This is a genomic window from Kushneria sp. AK178 (assembly GCF_053903105.1).
Genome location: NZ_CP096381.1, coordinates 1,910,549 through 1,931,281, shown reverse-complemented (window position 1 = coordinate 1,931,281; position 20,733 = coordinate 1,910,549). Strand labels below are relative to the sequence as shown.

At 58.2% G+C, this 20,733-nt stretch carries 19 protein-coding genes; 15 read left to right on the top strand and 4 right to left on the bottom strand.

Annotated elements, in window-relative coordinates:
• Window positions 1-45: 45 nt before the first annotated feature.
• From galE to M1D97_RS08675, 13 genes are all read left to right on the top strand, one after another.
• Complete coding sequence (gene galE / locus M1D97_RS08735) at window positions 46-1,068, top strand: UDP-glucose 4-epimerase GalE (protein WP_456267357.1); 1,023 nt, start codon at window positions 46-48, stop codon at window positions 1,066-1,068.
• Between the two features lie 213 nt (window positions 1,069-1,281).
• Window positions 1,282-2,430 (top strand): glycosyltransferase family 4 protein, encoded by a 1,149-nt coding sequence (locus tag M1D97_RS08730; RefSeq protein ID WP_456267356.1) that lies wholly within the window; start codon window positions 1,282-1,284, stop codon window positions 2,428-2,430.
• A 102-nt stretch (window positions 2,431-2,532) separates the two neighbouring features.
• Window positions 2,533-2,994 (top strand): DUF2489 domain-containing protein, encoded by a 462-nt coding sequence (locus tag M1D97_RS08725; RefSeq protein ID WP_456267355.1) that lies wholly within the window; start codon window positions 2,533-2,535, stop codon window positions 2,992-2,994.
• A gap of 339 nt (window positions 2,995-3,333) precedes the next feature.
• Window positions 3,334-4,269, top strand: coding sequence for an OmpA family protein (locus M1D97_RS08720; protein ID WP_456267354.1), 936 nt, complete (start codon window positions 3,334-3,336; stop codon window positions 4,267-4,269).
• 262 nt (window positions 4,270-4,531) lie between these two features.
• A complete protein-coding gene (thrS, locus tag M1D97_RS08715) occupies window positions 4,532-6,430 on the top strand; it encodes a threonine--tRNA ligase (protein ID WP_456267353.1) in 1,899 nt (632 codons plus the stop codon).
• Window positions 6,431-6,456: 26 nt separating this feature from the next.
• Window positions 6,457-7,002: a translation initiation factor IF-3 gene (gene infC / locus M1D97_RS08710; RefSeq protein WP_456267352.1), complete on the top strand. Its 546-nt coding sequence runs from the start codon at window positions 6,457-6,459 to the stop codon at window positions 7,000-7,002.
• Between the two features lie 104 nt (window positions 7,003-7,106).
• On the top strand, window positions 7,107-7,301 hold the full coding sequence (rpmI, locus tag M1D97_RS08705) for a 50S ribosomal protein L35 (RefSeq protein WP_456267351.1): 195 nt from the start codon (window positions 7,107-7,109) through the stop codon (window positions 7,299-7,301).
• A 33-nt stretch (window positions 7,302-7,334) separates the two neighbouring features.
• Complete coding sequence (gene rplT / locus M1D97_RS08700) at window positions 7,335-7,685, top strand: 50S ribosomal protein L20 (RefSeq protein WP_456267350.1); 351 nt, start codon at window positions 7,335-7,337, stop codon at window positions 7,683-7,685.
• A 169-nt stretch (window positions 7,686-7,854) separates the two neighbouring features.
• Entirely contained in the window at window positions 7,855-8,874 is a 1,020-nt protein-coding gene (gene pheS / locus M1D97_RS08695) for a phenylalanine--tRNA ligase subunit alpha (protein ID WP_456267349.1), read from the top strand.
• Between the two features lie 24 nt (window positions 8,875-8,898).
• Window positions 8,899-11,283 carry a phenylalanine--tRNA ligase subunit beta gene (gene pheT, locus M1D97_RS08690; RefSeq protein WP_456267348.1) on the top strand — a complete coding sequence of 795 codons (2,385 nt, stop codon included), beginning with the start codon at window positions 8,899-8,901 and terminating at the stop codon, window positions 11,281-11,283.
• A 41-nt stretch (window positions 11,284-11,324) separates the two neighbouring features.
• Window positions 11,325-11,621, top strand: a complete 297-nt coding sequence (locus M1D97_RS08685) for an integration host factor subunit alpha (protein WP_086622906.1) — start codon at window positions 11,325-11,327, stop codon at window positions 11,619-11,621.
• Window positions 11,622-11,767: 146 nt separating this feature from the next.
• Entirely contained in the window at window positions 11,768-12,220 is a 453-nt protein-coding gene (locus M1D97_RS08680; RefSeq protein WP_456267347.1) for a flavodoxin domain-containing protein, read from the top strand.
• Window positions 12,217-12,594 (top strand): hypothetical protein, encoded by a 378-nt coding sequence (locus M1D97_RS08675; protein ID WP_456267346.1) that lies wholly within the window; start codon window positions 12,217-12,219, stop codon window positions 12,592-12,594. The genes M1D97_RS08680 and M1D97_RS08675 overlap by 4 nt, the downstream gene beginning before the upstream one ends.
• A 20-nt stretch (window positions 12,595-12,614) precedes the next feature.
• On the opposite strand, the gene ppnN is transcribed toward M1D97_RS08675, so the two are convergent.
• Both ppnN and M1D97_RS08665 read right to left on the bottom strand, forming a co-directional pair.
• The gene (gene ppnN / locus M1D97_RS08670; protein ID WP_456267345.1) at window positions 12,615-13,988 is read right to left on the bottom strand and encodes a nucleotide 5'-monophosphate nucleosidase PpnN; all 1,374 of its coding nucleotides are present in this window, start codon (window positions 13,986-13,988) and stop codon (window positions 12,615-12,617) included.
• A gap of 62 nt (window positions 13,989-14,050) precedes the next feature.
• Window positions 14,051-14,335, bottom strand: coding sequence for a hypothetical protein (locus tag M1D97_RS08665; protein WP_456267344.1), 285 nt, complete (start codon window positions 14,333-14,335; stop codon window positions 14,051-14,053).
• 196 nt (window positions 14,336-14,531) lie between these two features.
• On the opposite strand from M1D97_RS08665, the gene M1D97_RS08660 reads away from it, so the two are divergent.
• Window positions 14,532-15,464, top strand: coding sequence for a LysR family transcriptional regulator (locus tag M1D97_RS08660; RefSeq protein WP_456270199.1), 933 nt, complete (start codon window positions 14,532-14,534; stop codon window positions 15,462-15,464).
• 77 nt (window positions 15,465-15,541) lie between these two features.
• Here the strand turns inward: M1D97_RS08660 and gcvP are convergent, their stop codons facing one another.
• On the bottom strand, window positions 15,542-18,433 hold the full coding sequence (gene gcvP, locus M1D97_RS08655) for an aminomethyl-transferring glycine dehydrogenase (protein WP_456267343.1): 2,892 nt from the start codon (window positions 18,431-18,433) through the stop codon (window positions 15,542-15,544).
• A 144-nt stretch (window positions 18,434-18,577) separates the two neighbouring features.
• On the bottom strand, window positions 18,578-18,976 hold the full coding sequence (gcvH, locus tag M1D97_RS08650; RefSeq protein WP_456267342.1) for a glycine cleavage system protein GcvH: 399 nt from the start codon (window positions 18,974-18,976) through the stop codon (window positions 18,578-18,580).
• Between the two features lie 332 nt (window positions 18,977-19,308).
• Between gcvH and M1D97_RS08645 the strand changes: the two genes are divergently transcribed.
• Window positions 19,309-20,679, top strand: coding sequence for an alanine/glycine:cation symporter family protein (locus M1D97_RS08645; protein ID WP_456267341.1), 1,371 nt, complete (start codon window positions 19,309-19,311; stop codon window positions 20,677-20,679).
• The last annotated feature ends 54 nt before the right edge of the window (window positions 20,680-20,733 follow it).

The window sequence follows — 20,733 nt, the reverse complement described above, 5'->3', positions numbered from 1 at the left end:
CCTTTCGTCGACCATGAATACTGATCAGGACACAGGGGGAGGCAAATGATTCTTGTTACCGGAGGTGCAGGGTATATCGGATCGCACACGGTTCTGGCACTGCTGGAATCAGGTCATGACGTACTGGTGCTGGATAATTTCTGTAACGCCAGCCGGAAGTCGCTGGAGCGCGTCAGCACGTTGACCGGCAGGCAGGTGCGCTGGGTGGAAGGCGATATCCGTGATGCAGAGTTGCTGGACGATGTCTTCAAACAAAACGATATTGACTCGGTCATTCATTTTGCCGGCCTCAAGGCCGTGGGCGAAAGTGTTCAAAAGCCGCTCGCCTATTTCGATAACAACGTCAACGGCACGCTGGTGTTGTGTGATGCCATGTCGCGCGCCGGTGTCAAAAAAATCGTCTTCAGCTCGTCGGCAACGGTCTACGGCGATCCCGAATCCGTTCCCATCCGGGAAGATTTCCCGACGGCGGCGACCAATCCCTATGGCCGCTCCAAGCTGATGGTCGAGGAAATTCTCCACGATCTTGCCGTTTCCGACCCCCAGTGGCGTGTTTCGGTGCTGCGGTATTTCAACCCGGTCGGGGCACACGACAGCGGCATGATCGGTGAAGACCCCAACGGTATCCCCAACAATCTGGTGCCGTTCGTCAGCCAGGTGGCCATCGGTCGTCGGGATGTGTTGTCGGTATTCGGTAACGATTATGATACGAAGGACGGCACTGGCGTGCGTGATTACATCCATGTTACGGATCTGGCCGATGGCCATTTAAAAGCGCTGAATTATCTGACGCATCACGACGGCGTGCATACTTTTAATCTGGGCACCGGCAAGGGCTACAGCGTTCTTGAGGTCGTGCAGGCTTTCGAGAAGGCAAGTGACCGCAAGGTGGCCTACGAATTCAAACCTCGCCGCGCCGGTGATATAGCGCGCTGTTACGCCGATCCGGCGCATGCCGAAAGCGTGCTGGGCTGGACTGCCCAATGTGGCATTGAAAAAATGATGGCAGATACCTGGCGCTGGCAGCAGAAAAATCCCAACGGTTACAGCGATTCAAAACCGTCGTGAATTGAAGGCAGGCGTCGTGCGCCGACCGTCCGGGGATGGGGTGACCGGTCCGGTAGCGCTTCATGATACGATAAGGCCTGATCGGTCACGAGATTTCCTCGTGGGGTATCATGAGACCGGCGCCAATGCACTGACGCAGGATGCAGCGTTTTGAATGTTCATGGTTGCCGGTAAAACCACATTCGCTGTTACTGCTGTTTGAGTGCTTTCTGAATGACAGAACATGCAAGACCCCTGGCCGCCATAGCCATTCGCCAGGTAGAAAAAAGCACGGGCGCCAGCCGTAACGCACTCGAACAGACATCGGCGCTGATCGCGCTGGGGTACCGGGTCGTGATCCTTGCCGAGCGGGGCAACCCCGATCTGGTGGCGCGTGCCGGGGCGCGACTGATCAGGACCCGACGCTGGCCCTTCAAGGGCGCTCGTCGACGTTTCTGGTTCAACCGCCGTGTTCAGGCATGGGTACGCCGCCACTCGCCGGCGTTGTTGATCAGTCATGGCGATGTAGAAACCCCTGATGTGGTGTATCTCCACAACTGTGTACACCTGGCCAGTCAGGCCATCCACGGTCGCGCGCTGCCCGAACGTCATGAAGTGGCCGCCATTCACGATCACGTGCTCAAGGCCGGGCGCTTTAAACGCATCGCCGTCAACTCGAAAATGATGGGAGATGATCTGACGACGCGTTATGGCATTGCCCCCGACAGGATCGACATCAGCTATCCCGGATACGATCCTGGGCAGTTTTATCCCGAGCGTGCCCGGGCGGACAGGACAGACATTCGCCGGTCGCTGGGGGTGGCGCCTGAAGATTTCCTGATCGGGCTGGTGACTTCCGGCAATTTCAAAAAGCGTAACGTGGCCGGTTTTATCGAGCTGGCTGCCGAGCTGGACAGGCTGCTACCCGATCGCTGTCATTTTCTGGTGGTCGGCAAGGATGATGCGTCCCCCTGGCAGCGCAAGGCTGAAGTGCTCGATGTCGCCGAGCGGTTTATCTGGCGGTCTACCGTGAATGAAGTTGAAAGGTTTTACGGGGCGCTGGATATCTTCATGCTTCCCGCACATATCGAAGAGTTCGGGCGCGTCGCACTGGAAGCCATGGCGTGTGGTACACCGGTCATGCTTTCTTCAGGCGTTGGCTGTGCGGAGCTTCTGGAAAATCGCTATCCCGAGCTTGTACTGGATGCCGGGGATACTTCGGGATGGGCACAGCGCGCTCGAGAGCTTCTGGAAAACAGCGACAGGCGCAAAACTCTGAGCAATGAGCTTTCCACACTGGCCAGAAACTACTCCCACGAACAGCAGCAGGAAAAATTGACGGCCGCGTTCAGGGAGCTGGCCGCTGAACCGGCCGACAGATAGCGGATGCCTGTTGTCCTGTCTGTTCCTCTCCGGTTTTTGAGCGATTCAGTGCCATTTTGATGGGGCCAATGACCGCATCTGCACTAAAGGAGTGATGTTGACGTGTCACAAACCTGGGCGATAGCGCTGTTATGCATGGCGCTCGTGATTGTCGGTGTTCTGCTGGTAGTGATCTGGCGCATGTTCCGCGAACTGCGTCGACGCAAAATGCGCCGGCAACAGGAGCAGGCACAGGCAGAGTATCAGTGTCTGTCCAATCTCAATGTCATTGCCCGAGCCATGCAGGAAGGGCAGATGGACCTTGCGGAGGGGTGTCTGAGGGCTCGAGTCATTATCGATATTCTTGATGACGGTTGGTGGGAAGACGATGAGCTCGCCGTTATCGCACGCGTTAGCGACAGTACGTCTCATTTGCATACCCACCAGGCGCGCTCGACACTGACTGCGCGTGAAAGAATGCAGGAAGATCAAAACAGGATGGAGATTATCAGTACGCATGAAGCTGCTATTCTCGACGCGGCTCGTAATCTGATCGCCCGAACGGATCACGTCGCTACGCATTAATAAACAATGAAGTCATGAAGATTCATTTTTTTTGAAGTTCGAAGCAATTAACCTGAAATTTAATCAATGCAATAAACAGGGTTTGACTTTCAGCGCTTTCAGTGCGAAAACAGTGTTCGAATACGTCACAATGGATTGCCAGTGACGCGTTTTTCATCATGGCATCGTTTGGTGGTTTCGAAAGACCAAAGCAGGGTGGTCGGGCTGGCTCCAGCGTTTCTGATATGCTTTTCTTGTTGATAGAAGAAAAACTTTCTAGCGCCGTTGGCGTTGCCTATACTCGGAACCGCTTAGTAACAACATCGTTGCCCTAGCGTTGCAAAAAAGAAGGAGTCTTGCATGAATAAATCAACAACTGGCTTGCTGCTGGGATCCGCTCTCGTAATGGGTCTTGCCGGCTGCGCCAGCTCGGGTTCTCAATCCTCTGGAACTTCTTCCAGCGGCGATTCCTGGTACTCTTCTCCTTTCGTCTGCGGTCTGGCGGGTGGCCTGATCGGTGGTGGCCTCGGTTACGGCGTCAGCAGCGATGACGATGAAGAAACCGGTGCTGCCGTTGGTGCGACTGCCGGTGCAACAGCAGGCGCCCTGCTGTGCTCGGGTGGCGACAGCCGTGAGATGGATTCCGATAACGACGGTGTGCCGGATTCTCGTGACGAGTGCCCGAACACACCGGCAGGCGTTGCTGTTGACGCTCGTGGCTGCCCGATCGACACCGATGGTGATGGCGTACCTGACTACCTCGACCAGTGCCCGGGCACACCGGCTGGCGTAGAAGTCGACTCGCGTGGCTGCCCGCTGGATTCCGACGGTGACGGTGTACCGGACTACCAGGACCAGTGCCCGAATACCCCGGCCGGTACGCAGGTCAACGCTCTGGGTTGCCCCGCAGCGCTGGTACTGCGTGATGTCAACTTCGAGTTTGACTCTGCACGTCTGACTTCCAACGCCGAGCAGATCCTCAACGACGTTGCCGAGAAGCTGAACAGCAACGAGCAGGTCCGCGTCCGCCTGGAAGGCTACACCGATTCCATCGGTAGCGATTCCTACAACCAGGACCTGTCTCAGCGTCGTGCAGAATCCGTGCGTGAATACCTGGTTTCTCAGGATGTCTCCGCTGATCGCATGGAAGCTCTCGGCTTCGGTGAGCAGAACCCGGTAGCCAGCAACGACACTGCCGAAGGTCGTGCAGAAAACCGTCGTACCGAAGTTCATCCGCTGGGTGACGATGGTCAGGTAAGGGATCGTACCGGCCAGAACGGTGACAACAATCAGTAATTTGTACTGATTGTCACCCGATAAAAGAGGGCGCTTCGGCGCCCTCTTTTTTATATGTTGGTTGTGTATCAGGGCCGAGGTTCATCGTCATTTCCGGAGATTGACTGGACGGCCTTTACCACTCTTTGCTAGTTTGCGTTCCTGTTTAATAGCTTGCCTCACGCCTGCCAGTTTTGCGGCGCTTCTGCCGTGCCCTGCTGACAATGTAATACCTCAAGTGACTCCTGGTAGCGGTCACCACTGAAACAAGGAAGGAACTCCTATGCCCGTCGTCACGCTTCCTGACGGTAGCCAGCGTCAATATGAATCCCCTGTATCCATCATGACCATTGCCGAATCCATCGGAACCGGCCTGGCCAAAGCCGCCGTGGCCGGCAGGATTGATGGAGAGCTGGTCGATACGGCCGATGTTGTCGACCATGACGCCGCAGTTGCCATTGTGACTGCCAAGGATCAGGAGGGCCTCGAAATCATTCGCCACTCCTGTGCACATCTGATTGGGCATGCCGTTAAACAGCTCTATCCTGACGCCAAAATGGCCATTGGGCCTGTCATCGATGAAGGGTTTTACTACGACATCGACTTCGGGCAGTCCATTTCCAGTGATGATCTGGAAAAGATCGAAAAGCGCATGCGGGAACTGATCGACGAAGGGTATGACGTTGAAAGAGAGTACGTTGACCGCGATCAGGCCCTCGAGGCGTTCGTGTCACGGGATGAGCCCTACAAACAGGATATTGTCTCGCGGATTCCCGAAGGCGAGACCATTCGGCTGTATCATCACCAGGAATATACGGACATGTGTCGGGGGCCTCATGTGCCCAACACCCGCCACCTCAAGTCCTTCAAGCTCTTGAAGCTGGCCGGTGCCTACTGGCGAGGTGATGCCTCCAACACCATGCTGACGCGCATTTACGGTACAGCCTGGGCAGACAAGAAGCAGTTGAATGCCTATCTCAAGCGGCTCGAGGAGGCGGAAAAACGCGACCACCGCAAGCTTGCCCGCCAGCTCAATCTCTTCCATCAGCAGGAAGAGTCGCCCGGTATGGTTTTCTGGCATCCGAGAGGGTGGGCCATCTGGCAAGCGGTCGAGCAGTACATGCGCAGGGTCTATCACGACGGGGGGTATCAGGAGATTCGCTGTCCGCAGGTGATGGACGTCAGCCTCTGGAAAAAGTCCGGCCACTGGGACAACTATTCGGAAAACATGTTCTTTACCGAATCGGAAAAGCGTGAGTATGCGCTCAAACCGATGAATTGTCCCGGACATGTGCAGGTGTTCAATTCGGGGCTGCACAGCTATCGTGAAATGCCCATTCGCTACGGGGAGTTCGGGGGCTGCCATCGCAACGAACCATCGGGTGCACTACATGGCATCATGCGGGTACGTGCCTTTACCCAGGATGATGGCCACGTCTTCTGTACCGAGCGCCAGATCGAGCCGGAAGTGACCGATTTTCATCGTCAGGCGCTCAGGGTCTATGAGGATTTCGGTTTCAACGACATTGATGTCAAGATCGCCCTGCGACCCGAAAAGCGCATCGGCAGCGATGACGAGTGGGACAAGGCCGAGGGCGCCCTTCGCGCTGCGTTGGAGGCCTGCGACGTTCAGTGGCAGGAATTACCGGGCGAAGGCGCCTTCTATGGCCCCAAGATCGAGTATCATATGCGTGACTGTCTGGGCCGCGAGTGGCAGGTCGGTACCATGCAGGTCGATTTCATGATGCCCGGTCGGCTCGGGGCGCAGTATGTCGGGGAAGATGGCAATCGTCATACGCCGGTCATGCTGCACCGTGCCATTATCGGCTCCTTCGAGCGTTTCATTGGTATCCTGCTCGAGCATCACGCAGGGGCACTGCCTGTGTGGCTCGCTCCGGAGCAGGTAGCCGTGCTGAATATCACCGATGCTCAGGCACCCTACGTCACGGCACTGACCGAGCGTTTGCAACAAGCCGGCCTTCGTGTCAAGTCGGACTTGAGGAATGAGAAGATCGGTTTTAAAATTCGTGAGCATACACTCCAGAAGGTACCTTATCTGCTGGTAGTCGGTGATAAGGAAGTGGAGTCTGATAGCGTTGCCGTCAGAACGCGTACTGGCGAGGATCTGGGAACAATGACCGTTTCCGAATTTCTTGCCAGACTCGACACAGAGCGTCGATAGCAGCATTTCTTTTCAGCAATGGAGACTTGACGATCAAGCGAAATAACCAACGTGGGCGCCCTCAGGAAAAGCGCGCACCCATAAATGACCGTATTCGTGCGGATGAAGTTCGGCTTATCGATAGCGAGGGCGAGCAGCTGGGTGTTGTGCCCATGAACGAGGCGCTTGCCAAGGCCGAAGAAGCTGGGCTTGATCTCGTGCAGATATCCAATGCCGATCCGATCGTTTGCAAGATCATGGATTACGGCAAACATCAATTTGAGCTGAAAAAGCAGAAATCCGCTCAGAAGAAAAAGCAAAAGCAGATCCAGATCAAGGAAGTCAAGTTCCGTCCTGCCACCGATGAAGGTGACTACCAGGTCAAGCTCAAGAATTTGACCCGCTTCCTTGAGGATGGCGATAAGGGCAAGGTGACCTTGCGCTTTCGCGGTCGCGAAATGGCGCATCAGGAGATCGGTCGCAAGCTCATGGAACGCGTGGAACATGACTTGGGTGATCTTGCTGTTGTAGAATCGCGTCCGAAGATGGAAGGCCGGCAAATGATCATGATGCTGGCCCCCAGGAAAAAGTGATCCGCGGGCAGTTTAACGAGCATGTCGTCGCCACGGCAGTAACCCTGCGTGGCGCGCCATGCTGGCCTCGAGTTTTCTAAAAAATATCGTGCGGAGTTATTCTCATGCCGAAAATCAAGAGCAACAGCGGTGCGGCCAAGCGCTTCAAGCGCACGGCCAAGGGCTTCAAACACAAGCAGTCCTTTCGCAGCCACATCCTGACCAAGAAATCGACCAAGCGTAAGCGTCAGCTGCGCGGTATGAAGCAGATCCATGATGCCGATCGTCATCTGATCGAGCGCATGCTCCCTTATATCTAAGTCGATTTTAACAACTGAAGTCAGGAGGCTCTCATGGCCCGTGTAAAGCGTGGTGTCGTCGCCCGTCGTCGTCACAAGAAGATTTTGAAGCAGGCAAAAGGGTACTACGGTGCTCGTTCACGTACTTTCCGTGTTGCCAAACAGGCGGTCATCAAGGCGGCACAGTACGCCTATCGTGACCGCCGTCAGCGCAAGCGTCAGTTCCGTGCGCTGTGGATCGCGCGTATCAACGCTGCAGCCCGCACTCACGGCATGTCCTATAGCCGCTTTATCAGTGGCCTGAAAAAGGCCGGTATCGAGATCGACCGCAAGATCCTTGCCGATCTGGCCGTTCACGAAAAGCAGGCTTTTGGCGCTATCGTCGAGCAGGCCAAGGCTGCCTGACGGTCCGGGTGATCCAATATCACCTGCCGAAGTGCTACAAGGGAAGAGCCGTTGCTCTTCCCTTGTTTTTTTGTATGGCAACAATTTATCGTCAGATCCCTGATAACAGGATCCATGTGCAGAGCTTTTCTGGTATCTGCAATCTGCCGTTTTTCATGGAGCAGGACGGATGGAGCATCTCTCCAAAGTAGTAGCGACGGCAGTCGAGGCCATTGACGCTGCCGAAGATATCAGGGCACTTGAAGAAATTCGTGTCCGTTACCTTGGCAAGAAGGGCGAGGTGACAGCCCTGCTCAAGGGGTTGGGGAAATTGCCGGCAGAGGAACGACCTGCTGCCGGAGAAGTGATCAATCAGGCAAGACAGCAGATCGAAACCGCCCTGGATGCCAGAAGGACCACGCTTGAAGAGCGTGCCATGGCAGAAAGGCTGGCGGCACAGAAGGTGGACGTTACCCTGCCGGGCCGGCGTGAATCGTCGGGTGGTCTTCACCCCATTACGCAGACGCTGCGACGCATTGAGCAGTGTTTTGCCAATATCGGGTATGATATCGCCGAAGGCCCTGAAATCGAAGACGATTATCATAACTTCGAGGCGCTGAACATACCGGCTCACCATCCCGCCCGCGCCATGCATGACACCTTCTATTTCGATGCACGCCATGTTCTGCGCACGCATACCTCTCCCGTGCAGATACGAACCATGGAGCATCAGGAGCCGCCGGTGCGTCTGGTGTGTTCGGGTCGCGTCTATCGCAATGATTCCGATCTCACCCACAGCCCCATGTTTCATCAGATAGAAGGCCTGTTTGTTGACGAAAACGTCAGCTTTGCCGATCTTAAGGGCACCATCGAAGCCTTTTTGAAAGCCTTTTTCGAGCGTGATCGGCTCGATGTCCGTTTTCGACCTTCCTATTTTCCCTTCACCGAGCCCTCGGCAGAAGTCGACATTCAGTGTGTGAACTGCAGTGGCCAGGGGTGTCGTGTCTGCTCCCATACCGGCTGGCTCGAGGTGATGGGGTGCGGCATGGTGCATCCCAACGTGTTCGGCCATGTCGGTATCGATTCGCAGCGCTACAGCGGGTTTGCCTTCGGCATGGGGGTCGAACGTCTGGCGATGCTGCGGTATGGCGTTAACGACCTGCGCCTTTTCTTCGACAACGATCTGCGCTTTCTCCGCCAGTTTCAGTAATCCGTTTCGGTATAGCGAGGCAAGATGAAAGTTTTCGAACAGTGGCTGCGTCAATGGGTTGATGTGGCGCAGGATGTGCAGGCGATTGCCGATCAGATCACCATGGCGGGGCTGGAAGTGGATGCCGTTGAACCGGTGTCAGCCCCGTTTTCGGGCGTGGTCGTTGCACAGGTCAAGGAGGTGGCTCAGCACCCTGATGCCGACCGGTTGAGTGTCTGTCAGCTTGATGATGGCAGCGGTCAGCATCAGCAGGTCGTCTGCGGGGCGCCCAACGTGGCTGCCGGGCAGAAAGTGGCGCTGGCAAGGCCCGGTGGCGTATTGCCGGGCGATTTCGCCATCAAGGAAGCAAGACTCAGGGGTGTGGCATCTCATGGCATGATCTGCGCCGAGTCCGAACTGGGGCTGGTTGAAGAGAAGTCGCCGGGCATCTGGGTGCTGCCGGACAGTGCACCCGTTGGTGAAGACCTGAGACAGTGGCTGGGGCTGAATGATCACAGTATCGATGTGGATCTCACGCCCAACCGTGGCGACTGTCTGAGTGTGATGGGGCTTGTACGCGAGATTGGTGTGCTCAATCGCGTTGAAGTCAAGGCGCCCGAAATTGCCCCCGTTGCGGCGCAGATGGACGAGCGCTTTGAGGTTCGTCTTGAAAATACTGACGCCTGCCCACGCTATAGTGCGCGTGTGGTTCGTGACGTCGATGTCAGCACGCCTTCCCCCCTGTGGCTGACCGAGTCGCTACGACGCTGCGGACTGCGATCCATCGATATCGTGGTGGACATTACCAACCATGTGATGCTCGAGCTTGGCCAGCCGATGCACGCCTTCGATCTTGAGCGCCTCCAGGGGCATATCGAAGTGCGAAATGCACGCCAGGGCGAAACATTGACGCTGCTCGATGGCCAGACCGTTCAGCTTGAAGACGATACCCTGCTGATTGCCGATGCCGAAGGCCCGCTGGCCATTGCCGGCGTCATGGGGGGCGAGCGCTCGGGGGTCAATCAGGGCACGCGCCATGTGCTGCTGGAGTCGGCCTTCTTTGCGCCGCTGGCCGTGGCCGGCAAGGCGCGCCAGTACGGTCTGCATACGGATGCGTCGCATCGCTTCGAACGTGGTGTGGACCCGGAGCTGCAGGTGCGTGCACTCGAGCGCGCCACGAAGCTGCTGGTCGAGCTGGCCGGTGGTCGCCCCGGCCCGGTCATCGAGCAGACGGACCAGCAGGCACTGCCCGGGACCTGTCAGATCACGCTGAGCGCCGAACGTGTCACCCGGATGCTGGGCATGGCACTCGACGATCACGAGATCAACGACATTCTGTCGCGGCTTGGCATGACCCTGACCCCTCAGGGGGCGGGCAGCTGGAACGTCAGTGTTCCTGCTTGGCGCTTTGATGTACGTCTGGAAGAGGATCTGGTCGAGGAGCTGGCACGCATTCACGGTTATAACCGGCTGCCCGTGCGGTATCCGCAGTCGAATCTCTCTCCTGGGCGAGAGGATGGCGCAAAGGTTTCTCTGGACGTCATTCGCCAGCATCTGGTGGCAGGCGGCTATCAGGAAGCCATTACCTACAGTTTCGTGTCCGATGAGAGTCAGCAGGCGTTTGCTCCCGGCGCCGTGACGCCCACCCTTGCCAACCCCATCTCCAGCGATATGTCCGTCATGCGCTCGAGTCTGTGGACGGGGCTCAGCCGTGCACTGCTGCACAATCTCAATCGCCAGCAGCAGCGTGTTCGCCTTTTCGAAACGGGGCTGGTGTTCAGCGGCGAGATCGATGCGCTGACGCAAAGGCCCATGCTGGGCGGCATGATCTGCGGCACACGCGACCCGGAAGGCTGGACGAGTCGCAGGGAGGGTGTTGACTTCTTCGATATCAAGGGAGATGTCGAGCGGCTTCTGGCTCTGGGGGGGGCCGACGATGAATGGCGCTTTGAAGCCGGTGAGCACGACGCGCTTCATCCGGGGCAGTGTGCCCGTATCATGCGCGGCGACCACTGCGCCGGCTGGCTCGGTGCACTGCACCCGGCGGTCAGGGAGCGTCTCGGGATCAAGCCCGAGGTTTACGTCTTTGAACTCGAGCTGGCGTCGCTACAGAGGGGCAGGCTGGCGGCCTTCACGCCCCTGTCCCGTCACCCTGAAGTCAGACGTGATCTGGCGTTACTGGTGAACGAAAACCTGCCGATACAATCGCTTATGGACATGATCCATGAGCAGGCCGGGGAAGCATTGACGGATCTACGGCTGTTCGATGTCTATCAGGGTGCCGGCGTGGAAGAGGGGCGCAAGAGCGTGGCGCTGGGCTTGACCTGGCAGCATCCTTCGCGCACGCTAACAGATACTGAAATCAATGAAACGATTGACAATATTGTAGCGGTTTCCTCGGAACGTTTTGGTGCGTTGCTGCGCAACTGACGGCAGTGACGGGGTATGGTCTCCTACAGGATGGCGGATAAATGAGTGCGTTGACCAAGGCTGAACTGGCAGAGCATCTGCACACGTCGCTTGGCTTTTCAAAGCGTGAAGCCAAGATGCTTGTCGAGCAGTTTTTTGACGAAATCCGCGGTTGTCTCAGGGAAAACGAACAGGTAAAGCTTTCGGGCTTTGGTAACTTCGATCTGCGTGACAAGCGCGAAAGGCCTGGTCGTAATCCCAAGACGGGAGAAGAAATTCCTATCTCGGCGCGCCGTGTTGTGACGTTTCGACCGGGTCAAAAGCTCAAGGCGCTGGTGGAAGAGCGCGACAAGGCGTAATTCGACGCTGGCGTCACGAACCTGACCCGGGTTCGTCGTGTCATTGAAAGCCCCGCTCATGGCGGGGCTTTCCTGTATGACCATCCGGGAAAGCGCCCGGTGAACCATGCTATTGTGTATTAAATTCAACGCGGTGATTACACGTCATGTCTGATGTCGGAATCTATGTTGCAACTGTTTATGGCGGCGCGCTGGATGTGGCCGAGCAGGTAGCGCCACTGTTTGAGTCGGCGGGATACGGTGTCAACATTCATGAAACACCAACGCTTGATCGATTGATCGAGCCAAGGCCGGATCTGGCGCTGTTTTGCATTTCCACTACGGGGCGGGGGGATTATCCGGGCAACTTCACCGGACTGAGCAATGCCCTCGAGCAGGAGCGTCCTTCGCTTGAAGGGCTGCGGTATGCCCTGATTGCCATGGGAGACAGTGACTATGAAGAGAGCTTCTGTGGTGCCGGCCGCAAACTGGATGAGCTCCTGACCGAATTGGGGGCCACCCGGGTTGGTGAGCGTCTGGAAGTGGATGCCACACAAACGCCCATGGCCGATGATGCGGCACTGCCCTGGGTGGAGCAGTGGCTGGCAACGCATTCATGAGCCGTCAGGGATTGCTGGCCAGCGGTGAGCGGATTTCCATCCTGCTGGGGCTGGCCCTGACCATGCTGATGGCAGCGCCCGGCTACTATATCGTTCGTGACAACGAGCGGCTGGTACTGGTCTGCGCGGGCGTGGCCGCCCTGGTGGTGGTCGCCGCGCTGCTGTGGCAGCGGGCATCAGACAGTGTCAAAAACGACACGCAGCGATCGCTGAAGCGGTTGCTGCTGTGGCTGGTGGCGGGAGTGGCCGCCACGGCCCTGTGGCAGCTGATGACCGGCGAGGCGACTCGCTGGTATCAATGGCTGCCCAGAGCCATGACGGTAGGGCTTTTGCTGCACACCCTCTACGGCTGGTGGCGCCCTGCAGGGCAGTAGCGCCGCCAGCGGTTCGGAAGCTATGCGTTGAGCGTGTAGCAGGGGACGTATTCGCTGCCCGGCAGCTTCATGCGTCCCTGAGCCACGAAAGAGGTCAGCAGTTCATCAAGGGGCTGCATGAGCTCGCTTTCGGCGTTCAGGCGGAAGGGGCCATGTCTTTCGATGGCGCGCACGCCCTGTTCCTTGACGTTGCCGGCCACGATGCCCGAAAAGGCGCGGCGCAGGTTGGCGGCCAGGTCATGAACATCCTGGCGGCGATGCAGTGCCAGGCCGGCCATGGCGTCGTGATCGGGCGTAAAGGGCTGCTGAAAGTCGCGGGGAATGTCCAGACGCCAGTTGAAGTAAAAGGCATCCTGATGCTGGCGGCGAAATTCGGTCACTTCCTCGATCCCCTCTTTCATGGCACGTGCCACGCCCACGGGATCATCGATCATGATGCGGTAATACTTCTGCGCCTCGGCGCCCAGCGTAAAGGCGATAAACTCGTCAATACGCCGGAAATAGTCAGCGCTGCCGGCGGGCCCGGTAAAGATGATGGGGAAGGGGATATCGGCATTGCGCGGGTGCAGCAGTACGCCCAGCAGATAGAGAATTTCCTCGGCGGTGCCCACGCCCCCCGGAAAGATAATGATGCCGTGTCCGACCCGGATGAAGGCCTCGAGACGCTTTTCAATGTCCGGCATGATGACCAGCTCATTGACGATCGGGTTGGGGGATTCAGCAGCAATGATGCCGGGTTCCGAGATGCCCAGATAGCGGCTTTCGCGGCGGCGCTGCTTGGCGTGCGCCACGTTGGCCCCCTTCATCGGTCCTTTCATGGCGCCCGGTCCGCAGCCGGTGCAGATGTCCATGTCGCGCAGGCCCAGGTGATAGCCCACCGACTTGCTGTAGTCGTACTCGTCACGTGAAATCGAGTGCCCGCCCCAGCAGACCACGAGGTTGGGATCGCGCGAGGGCTTCATGACGCCGGCATTGCGCAGGATATGGAAGACGGCGTTGGTGATGCCTTCGGCAGAATCAAGATCAAAACGGCCGTGCTTTTCGATCTCGTTGGAGACATAGACCACATCGCGCAGGACAGAAGAGAGCAGTTCACGAATCCCGCGAATCATGCTGCCATCCACAAAGGCGTGCGCCGGGGCATTGCTGAGTTTCAGGCGGATGCCCCGATCCTGCTGAATGACCTCGATATCAAAGTCGTGATAGGTCTCCAGCACGCTGCAGCTGTCGTCGACCATGGTGCCATAGTTCAAAATGGCCAGTGCGCAGCGACGCAGCACATCATGCATGCCGTTGGACGACGTATCCCGCAGGCGGTTGACCTCTTGCTGCGAGAGTACTTCGAGACTGCCTTCCGGAGAGATGGTGGCTGAAATTCGGGTGGCTTCTGTCATCCTCGTCAATATCCTTTTCCTGCAGTCAACAAATGCCAGAGAGGGGCCCTGGCAGCGATGTATCAGGCCGTTCGGTTCAGGGCGCTTCGCCACAGCTCTTCAATGCGTCGACGGTCATCGCTTGCCATGGCATCTTCCGTGAAGGTGCTTTCAAGCCACTGTCGATAGGTGGTATCGAAATCCTCACCGGTCACGTCCTCGGGGTCGTATTGCGCCATCTCCTGTACAAGCTCGATCTGCGGGATCATGTAACCCAGTGCAAAGAGATCATCGTCAGGCGCTTCGGATTCCATCAAAAGCAGCGTTTTCTTGATGTTGTCAGCGCGTTCCAGAAAGGGATCGGACATGATGGATATTCCAGTGGGCAGCGGTGTCAGAAATCATGTTTGTGGATGCTAACACGTGAGCCTCGAGAGCTCATGCGAGCCGTGCCATTTTCTGATAAGGTAGGCGGTCACGTCGTATCTGTCTGATCGGACATGAAGATTTTTATCTGCCTGGGTCGTACTGCGGCCAGAGCCGTTAGTGAGCCGACAATCCCTCATGTTTAATGCCCAGTATTTCAAGACCTTTATCACGCTGGTGGAAACAGGCAGTTTTACCCATACGGCTCATAAACTGGAGATGACCCAGCCGGGGGTCAGCCAGCACATCCGCAAGCTTGAACACTATCTGGACAAGACGCTGCTGCGCCGCCATGGTCGCCGTTTCACGTTAACGGAGGCGGGCCGGCGTGCCTATGACTATGCCATCCGGCTTTTTGCCGAGCACGAACAGTTTCGTCACGGCCTCGATGATGAATCCCTCAGCAGCGGTGACTGTCGTATTGCCAGCCCCTCCAGCATCGGGTTGATGTTCTATCCCTTCTCACTGGGCTATCAGCAGGTGCATACCGGGCTGACCATCAGCTATAACTTTGCCTTCAATGCCGAAATCGTTCAGGACGTCATGGCGGGTCGCCATGATCTGGGCATTGTGACCGACATCACGCGCCATCCCGATCTCGAGTATGAGCTCTGGCATCACGAGCCGCTGTGTCTGGTGGTGCCGGCCGATTTTCGCGGCAACAGTATCCATGAGCTGCTGGCGCTGGGCTTTTTGAACTACTTCGATGGCATTCATAACGCCAGCCAGGTGCTGCGCGACAATTACGCCGACGAGTTTCGTTCGATCAGTCATTTCCCGCAGAAGGGCTATACCAACGATGTCGCGGTCGTGCTCGATGCGGTGGCGCGCGGGCTGGGATTTACCGTGGTATCGCGACCGGTGCTGGAAACCTCGCCCTGGCAGCGGCAGGTACAGGAAGTGCCGCTATCGGTGCCGGTCTATGAGTCGCTGTATGTGCTGACGCGCCGCGGTGCCGAATTGCCACGGCGTTATCGCCAGCTGCTGGATGAGTTCCGCGAGCAGCGTCGCAACGCGCTTTACGGCTACGAAGCCCCTGCCGACATGGTGTCTGACGACCGCAGCGCCTGATGAATGCCTTCGCATACTGTCATGACCAGGCCGATCGGATAAGTGCCTCCCGGATCGGCCTGATAAATCATGGCTGCCTAGTCACGATAGTCGTCGATGCTCGGGCAGCTGCAGATCAGGTTGCGATCGCCATAAACGTTATCCACCCGATTGACGCTGGGCCAGAACTTGGCAGCCCTTGTCGCCTGTGTCGGGAAGGCGGCCTGTTGACGCGAATAGGGCCAGGGCCAGTCATCGCGGTACAGGTCATGCTGGGTGTGCGGGGCATTGACCAGGACGTTGTTGTCGCGGGCGGCATCACCTCGCTCGATGGCACGAATTTCCTCGCGAATTGCGATCATCGCGTCACAGAAACGGTCCAGCTCCTGGCGTGATTCGGATTCGGTCGGTTCGATCATGAGCGTTCCTGCCACCGGGAAGGACATGGTCGGTGCGTGGAAGCCGTAATCCATCAACCGTTTGGCAATGTCTTCCTCATCGATGCCGCTGGCGGTTTTGAGCGGGCGAATGTCGATGATGCATTCATGGGCCACGTAACCCTTTTGACCGCGATAAAGCACGCTGTAGTGATCGCTCAGGCGATGCGCCACGTAGTTGGCATTCAAAATGGCCGCTTCGCTGGCCTCGCGCAGCCCTCGGGCGCCCATCATGACGATGTAGGCCCACGAGATGGGCAGAATCAGCGCACTGCCAAAGGCGGCCGAGGCCACGGCGGTCCCGGGTTCAAAGCGGGTTTCCCCCTGACGGTGCACATGGCCCGGCAGGTGCTCGGCCAGATGCGCCTTGACACCGATCGGTCCCATGCCGGGACCACCGCCGCCATGCGGAATGCAGAAGGTCTTGTGCAGATTGAGATGCGAGACGTCGCCGCCGTAATCGCCCGGCCGACACAGGCCGACCTGAGCGTTCATGTTGGCGCCGTCGATATAGACCTGCCCGCCGTGCTGATGCACGATCTCGCAGGCCTGACGGATGCCCTCCTCGAATACCCCGTGGGTCGAGGGGTAGGTGAGCATGATGGCCGACAGTTCGCTGCTGTGTTGCTCGGCCTTGGCCTGCAGATCACTCGGATCGATGTTGCCCTCGGTATCGCACTCGACCACCACCACCTTCATGCTGGCCATGGCGGCCGATGCCGGATTGGTGCCATGCGCGGATGACGGGATCAGGCAGATGTGCCGGTGGCCCTGATCGATCGACTGCTGATAGCGTCGAATGGCCAGCAGCCCGGCATATTCTCCCTGAGCGCCCGAATTGGGCTGCATCGAGATGGCGTCATAGCCGGTCACCTCGATGAGATAGTCGCCCAGCTCCCTGATCATCGTCATGTAGCCCGGAACCTGCGAGTCGGGCGCAAAGGGGTGGATATCGGCACACTCGGTCCATGACAGCGGCACCATCTCGGTGGTGGCATTGAGCTTCATGGTGCAGGAGCCCAGCGGAATCATGGCGTGCGTCAGCGACAGATCGCGATTCTCGAGACGCTTTAAATAGCGCAGCATCTCGGTTTCGCTGTGGTAGCGCGAAAAGGTCGGGTGCGTCAGAAATTCCGACTGCCGCTGACAGGACGGTGGCAGCTGTGCGTCGGTTTTCTGCAGTTCGGCATCAATGGCGGCAATATTACGATCGTGCTGTTCTCCCAGCAAAACAGTGAAAAGCGCCTCGATATCGTCCGATGTGGTGGTCTCGTCCAGACTGATGCCCACGCGGCCATCCTCGCGATAGCGCAGATTGTGGCCGGCATCTTCGGCGCGCTGGCGCAGGGCCCGGGTGTCGTCCACGCGCAGGGTCAGCGTATCGAAGAAATGCTCGTTGTCTATCTGGATCCGGCTGCCGGCCAGACCGTGGGCCAGAATCCGGGTCAACCGATGAACGCGTGTCGCGATGGTGCGAATGCCATCAGGGCCATGATAGACCGCATAGAAGCCGGCGATATTGGCCAGCAGTGCCTGCGCCGTGCAGATGTTGGAGGTCGCCTTCTCGCGACGGATATGTTGCTCGCGCGTCTGCATGGCCATGCGCAGGGCCGGCTGGCCGTGACGATCGCGGGAGACGCCGATGACGCGTCCGGGCATGGCGCGCTTGAGATCATCGTTGACGGCAAAAAAGGCCGCATGCGGGCCACCAAAGCCCATGGGAACACCAAAACGCTGGGCCGACCCGAGGGCGATATCGGCGCCCATCTCTCCCGGCGTCTTCAAAAGTGCCAGCGCCAGCAGATCCGTGGCAACTGCGACCATGACGCTGCGCTCATGGGCGCGCTCGATGAGATCACCAAGATCCGTGACGCTGCCGTCATCGGCCGGAGACTGCACCAGCGCGCCGAACACGTCGTACTGATCCAGCCGCTCGGCCCGATCAACGATAACCTCAAGGCCCAGCCAGTGCGCACGGGTGCGTACGACATCCAGAGTCTGGGGAAACACGTGGTCCGCGACAAAAAAGGCCGAACTTTTGTTTTTCCGGTTGGCGCGCTTGCACAGCGCCATGGCTTCGGCCGCGGCGGTCGCCTCGTCCAGCAGCGAGGCGTTGGCCAGCGCCATGCCGGTCATGTCCATGACCATCTGCTGGAAGTTGAGAAGCCCTTCAAGGCGCCCCTGGGCAATCTCGGGTTGATAGGGCGTGTAGGCCGTATACCAGCCCGGATTTTCCAGAACGTTGCGCGCAATGACCGCGGGCATGATGGTGCCGTAATAGCCGGCACCGATATGGCTTCTCATCACCCGGTTGGTGCTCATCACACGGCGCAGACGCGTCAGTGCGTCGGTTTCCGACACCGGCCCGGCAAGGTTCAACGCCTCCTGCAGGCGAATATCCCGGGGAATGGTGTGATCGAGCAGCTCCGGCATCGAGTCGGCACCCAGGGCCTCCAGCATACTGTGGCGGGTCTCGGCATCAACGCCGATGTGACGGTCAATGAACGCGTCATGCGCGAAGAGGTCATCCAGCGAGCGAGAATCAGCGGCCATGGGATCTCCGTAAGATGGCGTATCAGAAGGTGGCTCTGCAGGGCGCAGCCGACGGATGGACGAGCGGTGATCAGGTGGCCCTTCTGACAGCAGCGAGGAGGTCAGCCTCGTGGTGTCAGTCGTAAGCGCTATTGGTTGTTGCGATCAGTCACTTTCTTCATTGGCGACAAGCTCGGCATAGCCGTCGGCGTCCATCAGCGACTCGAGTTCATCGGGTTCTGCCAGACGAATCTTGACCAGCCAGGCATCGTCGTAGGGGCTTTCGTTAAGGCTTTCCGGCGTGTCTTCAAGCAGGGTGTTGACACCCAGAACTTCACCGCCCAAAGGGGCATAAAGATCGGAAGCGGCCTTGACCGATTCCACCACACCGAACTCCTCACCGGTCGTGATGGTGCTGCCCACCTCGGGAAGCTCCACGAAGACCACATCGCCGAGCGCCTGCTGGGCATGATCGGTAATGCCGATGGTAACCGTACCATCACCATTGTCCTGGACCCATTCGTGACTGTCCGAATAGCGGAGATTAGAGGGGATCTGGCTCATTTTGTATGTCCTGTTCAATGCCAAGATAACGGATGGCGAAACATCCCGGGAATAACGAGGCTGACCTGTCTATAGGGTGGCTTCAGGCAGCCGGCGCGTCCACTGCTGATTGCGGATCGGCAATTTGTCATGCCCGCGTGTTTCCGATCGGAAACTTTTTGCTTATCGTAACGTTGCCGATCAGGGACTGAAAGGGGCGGGCGTTAAAAACGTCGCCGTTCGACCGGCTTGCCATGACATCAGGTGAGTCAGCCTGTAGATTTCCATGATGCGCCAGTGGTCGTGGTGTGTGATGCACAATGACGTCAATAACAATTACGGGGATATCAGGCATGGACGTATTACAGGGACTGGTGGAAGGCATTAACGGGGTGGTCTGGGGACCACTGATGCTGGTGCTGTTGCTGGGCGTGGGGCTTTATCTGCAGATCGGGCTCAGGGGGATGCCGGTGCGCAACATCGGCCGCGCCTTTGCCCTGCTCTGGCAGGGGCGCTCACCGGGCGAGAAAAGCAGCGGCGAGATTTCATCATTCAACGCGCTCATGACCTCGCTGTCGGCCACCATCGGCACCGGCAATATTGCCGGGGTTGCCACCGCCATCGCTCTGGGCGGACCGGGCGCCGTGTTCTGGATGTGGATGACGGCACTGGTCGGCATGGCGACCAAATACGCTGAAGCGGTCTGTGCCGTGCGCTATCGCGAACGCGATGACCAGGGGAAATTTGTGGGCGGGCCGATGTATTACATCAAAAACGGTCTCGGCAAGCGCTATGCCTGGCTGGGTGTGATGTTTGCCCTGTTTGGCACGCTGGCCTCCTTTGGTATTGGCAATACGGTTCAGGCCAATTCGGTCGCCGATGCCCTGTCGACCTCGTTCAACATCCCGTCATGGGTGACCGGTCTGATCATCATGGTGCTGGCAGGGGCCGTGATTCTGGGGGGGATCCAGCGTATTTCAAGCGTTGCCGGCCGTCTGGTGCCGTTCATGGCCGTGGCCTATCTGCTGGCGGGTCTGGTGGTGCTGGCCATCAATTATGCCGCCGTTCCTTCGGCGCTCTGGCTGATCCTTCAGCATGCCTTTACGCCCATTTCGGCGGCGGGCGGGTTTGCCGGTGCCGCCGTGGCCGCGGCCATTCGCTTTGGCGTGGCGCGGGGTGTCTTTTCCAACGAGGCGGGTCTTGGCAGCGCGCCGATTGCTCATGCGGCGGCACAGACCAACAGCCCCATCCGCCAGGGCATGGTGGCCATGCTGGGCACCTTCATCGATACCATCGTGGTCTGCTCGATTACGGCGCTTGCCATCATCACGTCAGGGCAGTGGCTTGAAGGAGATTCGGGGGCCTCGCTGACATCGTTGGCCTTTCGCACTGCACTGCCGGGGCCCGGGGACTATATCGTCGCCATCGCGCTGGCAATCTTTGCCTTTACCACCATTCTGGGCTGGTCCTATTACGGTGAGCGCTGCTTCCAGTATCTTTTCGGCAGCCGCGCTGCGCGCTTTTATCGCATCGTTTTCGTGCTGGCGATCCCCGTGGGGGCAATGGCGCAACTTGATTTCATCTGGTTGCTGGCGGATACATTCAACGCCCTGATGGCCATTCCCAATCTGATTGCGCTGGCGCTGCTGTCGCCGGTCGTGTTCAAGCTGACCCGGGAGCATTTCGCCGGCGAAGGGAAGACGGTCGATCATCGGCAGCAATAGATCGGCTGCAGGGGCATGGCTTTTGTCAGAAAAGGCCATGCCCATTCAACAGCA